At 48.6% G+C, this 4496-nt stretch carries 3 protein-coding genes; 2 read left to right on the top strand and 1 reads right to left on the bottom strand.

Going from position 1 to position 4496, the window contains the following annotated elements; genetic code table 11:
- Positions 1 to 75: 75 nt before the first annotated feature.
- Positions 76 to 3765: an RHS repeat-associated core domain-containing protein gene (locus FE394_RS19025; protein ID WP_319927888.1), complete on the top strand. Its 3690-nt coding sequence runs from the start codon at positions 76 to 78 to the stop codon at positions 3763 to 3765.
- A 19-nt stretch (positions 3766 to 3784) separates the two neighbouring features.
- Complete coding sequence (locus FE394_RS19020; protein WP_319927887.1) at positions 3785 to 4168, top strand: hypothetical protein; 384 nt, start codon at positions 3785 to 3787, stop codon at positions 4166 to 4168.
- Between the two features lie 100 nt (positions 4169 to 4268).
- On the opposite strand, the gene FE394_RS19015 is transcribed toward FE394_RS19020, so the two are convergent.
- Positions 4269 to 4475 carry a SymE family type I addiction module toxin gene (locus FE394_RS19015; RefSeq protein ID WP_319927889.1) on the bottom strand — a complete coding sequence of 69 codons (207 nt, stop codon included), beginning with the start codon at positions 4473 to 4475 and terminating at the stop codon, positions 4269 to 4271.
- Positions 4476 to 4496 lie beyond the last annotated feature (21 nt).

Here is a 4496-nt window from a genome sequence, read left to right as displayed (position 1 = left end):
AAGCAGGAGAAGCCTAAGGAGTCAGTGGAAGTAAAGGGCTGCACCCCCACTAAAAAAAAATGTGAGGGTGATCCGGTGGATGTGACCACCGGGGATTTCCTACAGCAGAAACCCGTGCTTTCCCTGCCGGGAACGGTGCCTCTCTCCCTGATACGCACTTACCGTTCAACGGAAAACTTTTCTGGGCTATTCGGCCCCAAATGGGCCGATCAGTGGTCACGGCATCTGTTGCTTGACGGTGATGCTACGCGATTCAGCGACGACGATGGTGTGATTTATACCTTCCACACACCCGAAACAGAAGAGAAAGTATTCTCGGTCAACCTGCATGCGGGGCATTATCTGCTGTTTGGTGAACGCAGTCACGGTTTGCACCTGTTTGACCGCCGCAGTCAGCTTATTCTGAGTTTTGGACAGAAGGATGGTGCGCGCAGATTACTCTCCGCTATCAGTGATCGTCATGGCAACCGTATTACTTTCCATTACGATGATACCCATGGTGATAGTGTACAACGCCTGTCACAGATAACGCATTCGGATGGCTACCGTTTGCTGCTCGGTTATGACCAGAAAAATCTGGCCATAATTGAGTACCTGACGGCCGAACTCCGCCAACGTTTGGTGACTTGTCACTATGATGCGCGGGGTTATTTGTTGGAATGTGAGACTTTCCAGTTTAACCATTTGTGGCATCAGTATAACGATCAGGGATACATGATTCGCTGGGGAGATAATAACACAACAGATGTCTCTGTGGATTATGATCTCCGTGGTCGCGTGGTGTCAGTCACTACGCCACAGGGGTATTGGAATGATCGTTTCATCTACGATGATGCAGAGCGAAGCACCACCTATCTTGACGCTGAGGGGGGGTGTAGCCGTTATTGGTACGATGACGATGGCAATTTGTTGCGCATTCTGGATCCGTTAGAACGGGAAACCGTGATGGAATGGGATCTGCGGAATATGGTGTCAGAAACTGACCCTTTGGGACGCACAACCTATTTTGAATACAGTCCATACGGAGAACTGACTAAACTTATTCAACCTTCCGGCGAAGCATTCACTTATGACTATGATGAATACGGTCAATTACTGCAAGCCAAGTTGTCCGATGGTAAGAGTTGGGGGTTTCATTACAATGAAGCAGGTGAGCCTGATTCTGTCACCGATCCATTAGGACGAATAGAAGAATATCGTTATAACCAGCACGGTGAATTGCTCCGAAAAATTCTGCCGGATGGGACTCAATGGCGCTATGAATATGAACAGCATCGATTACATAGCATGTTATCACCAAATGGCTATACAACCCGCTATGACCAAGATGGATTGGGACGGCTGCGTTGCATGACTGATGCGTTAGGCCAGCAAACTCATTACCAGCACAGCGCCTTTCATGCCAGCCTTAACGGTAGCGTTACTGAAATTACCCAATCAGATGGGGTCAAGCAACAGATAACTTACGATCAGGCCCGGCGGATCACCGCCGTGACCGATGGTGAAGGACAAATCACTCAGTACACCTATGGGCCGTTTAATCTGTTGACCAGTATGACCCGCCCGGATGGCACTGCGTTGCACTTTGACTATGACAGCTTGCTTCGAGTGAACAAAGTGACGACGGCGATGGGGGAAACCTATCAGTATGAGTATGATTTGGCTGGTCAGCTTGTTCGAGAAACTGATTTTACCGATCGAACGCTGGAATATGCATATGATCGGGGAGGGCGTCAAACTTTAATCCGTTACCCGAATGGCCAGTTAACCCGCTTTTGTTATAACGATGACGACCAAATCCGCCGACGGGAACACTGGCAAGCAGGTGAGTCTGCCTGTGAACAGCAGGCCGTGATTGAATATGGTTATGACCCTCTGGGAAGGCTGATCTGCGCAATTTCCCCGGATGCGAAAGTCGAGTTTGAGTATGACGAAGCAGGGCACTTGATTGGCGAACGGGTCAATGGCCGGGAAATTACCCGGCAGTGGGATATACAAAGTGGTCTGCCCACCGCGGAAACAGTAGATCAGAATACGCTGAATTTCGGTTATAACCCGTCGCAACAACTGACTAGCTTCCAGTTTGGGCAGCACGATCCGCTAACATTAAACTATGATTCGCTCGGCCGTGAAACAGTGCGCGAAAGTGCCAAAGGCTTCATTCTGGCGAGCCGTTACACGACTAACGGGCAACTGGCTCATCAGTCAGCCGGACGAGCCACCTCACTATTCCGTGAAACCCTGCAACAGAACCATCCGTATTTTCCACCACAGGCGACAGCCGTTAACCGTAGCTGGCAATATGATCGCGCCTTTAATATACAGGTGATTGATGACAGTATTTGGGGACAAACCCGTTATCGCTATAACCAAAACGATCAGGTCACCCATGCTGCCTTTGAGGGATTCAGGTCCTTTGAGGAGCAATTTCATTATGACAAACAGGGCAACCTGAGCCGCCATCTGCCGAATGATGCCAGAAACGCCCTGAAGCAAGCCGATCAGCTTCAATTGGCAGGGCGAGTGGTGCATCGTGGTGATGCGACTTACCGTTATGATCAGAATGGGCGATTAGTGGAGAAAACTGAACATCGAGACGGTTTTCGTCCCCAGATTTGGCGGTATCGGTGGGATATTCAGGATCAGCTTACTCATTGTGAAACACCGGATGGCTCCCGCTGGCAGTATAAGTATGATGCCTTTGGGCGACGTATCCAAAAGCTAAAAGTCCACGATGGCAAACTGGTTGCAGCCAATTTGCAGCGCTGGTTGAATGGCAAACCGGACTTGACGCTGAGACAGGATGCTATCATCGGGCATGATTTTCTGTGGAGCGGTGATCAGCTGATCGAGGAAATCCCGATTTATGCTGATGGCACACTTGCCTATGACCACAGTATCCGTTGGCTGTATGCCCCAGGCACGTTGACTCCGTGGGCACGTTATGAGCGGGGCAAGCTGCACTATACTGTCAGCGACCATCAGGGGACGGTACGGGAGCTGCTCAACGAGGAAGGCCAACTGATCTGGGCGGGCCGGTTAAGTACATGGGGCCGGCTGGATACCTGGCCTGCGGTCGCGGGTGATCATGAAGATGCCCATGTTGGCTGCCACCTGCGTTTTATGGGGCAGTACGCGGATGAGGAGACGGGGCTATACTATAACCGTTTCCGATATTATGATCATGAAACGGGGCAATATCTTACGCCAGACCCGCTGAACCTGCACGGCGGGTTTAATCCGTACGGCTATGTGCACAATCCGGTGCGGTTTGTGGACCCGTTCGGGTTATCGCCGGATTCGACCACGTTTTACCATGCGGGGCATTTTGAAGATGGCACGAAGATAGACCTGTCAAAAGGGACGGGCAAAAAAGATTTTGATCCGGGCGGGAAGAAAGGGTTTTATGTAACGGCATCAAAAGAGCAGGCTCTTGAATGGGCGAAGAAGAAAAATTATCCAACACTGGCCACATTTGAAATACCGAACTCGGAGTTAGCCAAATTAAATATTAAGGTCTTGGATACGAGCACTGATGCAGGTAAGGAAGAATGGATGCGATTTGTTAGAGAAGGTCGTAAAAACAAGCTTGTTCATAATCATGATGGGGTCAGTGGCCCAATGTTAATGAATCCACCTGATTTTAAACGGGGGCGTGCGCCAGATATTTCTGGGCATCAATTAGCCCTTTATACTAAAAAAGCAACAGATATGTTTGATAAGCATAAAGTTTCAGTCAAACAAATTGCCGATGTGTGTCCATAAAATGACGGATAGAAACGCTATGATTGATAAAAAGAATATTATTGATGGCATGGTTATTACAGATGAAAATAATCCCAATAAAAAGCTTGTTTTTAATTTTTATACTTGGGTTGAAATATTGAAAGCCATTATTGTCAAATATGCCAATAAATCAGAAGATGAGGCAGAACAGCTTGTTTTAAATCATCCGGCAGTTTACAGCCCTATAGACACGTATATGTCGGCTGCATTACTTGGCCACGAGTCTGAATATGATTGGGCAATGTTAATGGCGTATGGTCATGGATATTGGGAAAAAGGTATTTCTGCTGATGAGCCCGAGGATTTTGAGGAGTGGTTAGAGCAATACAGAAAAGAGCATAATTTGGCAGAGTTCTGTTTCGAGCCAATCGTAGTATTATAAAATATATTAGTGAAAATAGAGTCGGTTGCGATATGCCGGCTCTTTCCCTTATTGACTCATCAAGCCGGAAAATCTGTGTGATCTCCCGGCTTTTTAAGGGTTATCCGGCCTGATAATCCCCAATCAGTTCCCGCATCCGCAGCTTAATCTCACTGAGCTGGTCTTGCTGGCGCTGGTACTGCTGCCTGATGGTGCGGGTGTCATCTCTGTCAGGAATGAGCACCAGACAGCCGTCCATGATTTTAACGGTGAGCGTGCAACCTTTATCTAACCCGGCGGCCTTAAGCCACTGCCCCTTCAGGTGGATTGCAGGGGGGGCTTATGCGGT

It is taken from the genome of Xenorhabdus littoralis (genome assembly GCF_033949345.1).
In the GTDB taxonomy this organism is placed as follows: domain Bacteria; phylum Pseudomonadota; class Gammaproteobacteria; order Enterobacterales; family Enterobacteriaceae; genus Xenorhabdus; species Xenorhabdus littoralis.
Note: the sequence above shows the minus strand (reverse complement) of the source record. Positions and strands in the feature narration are given on the sequence as shown.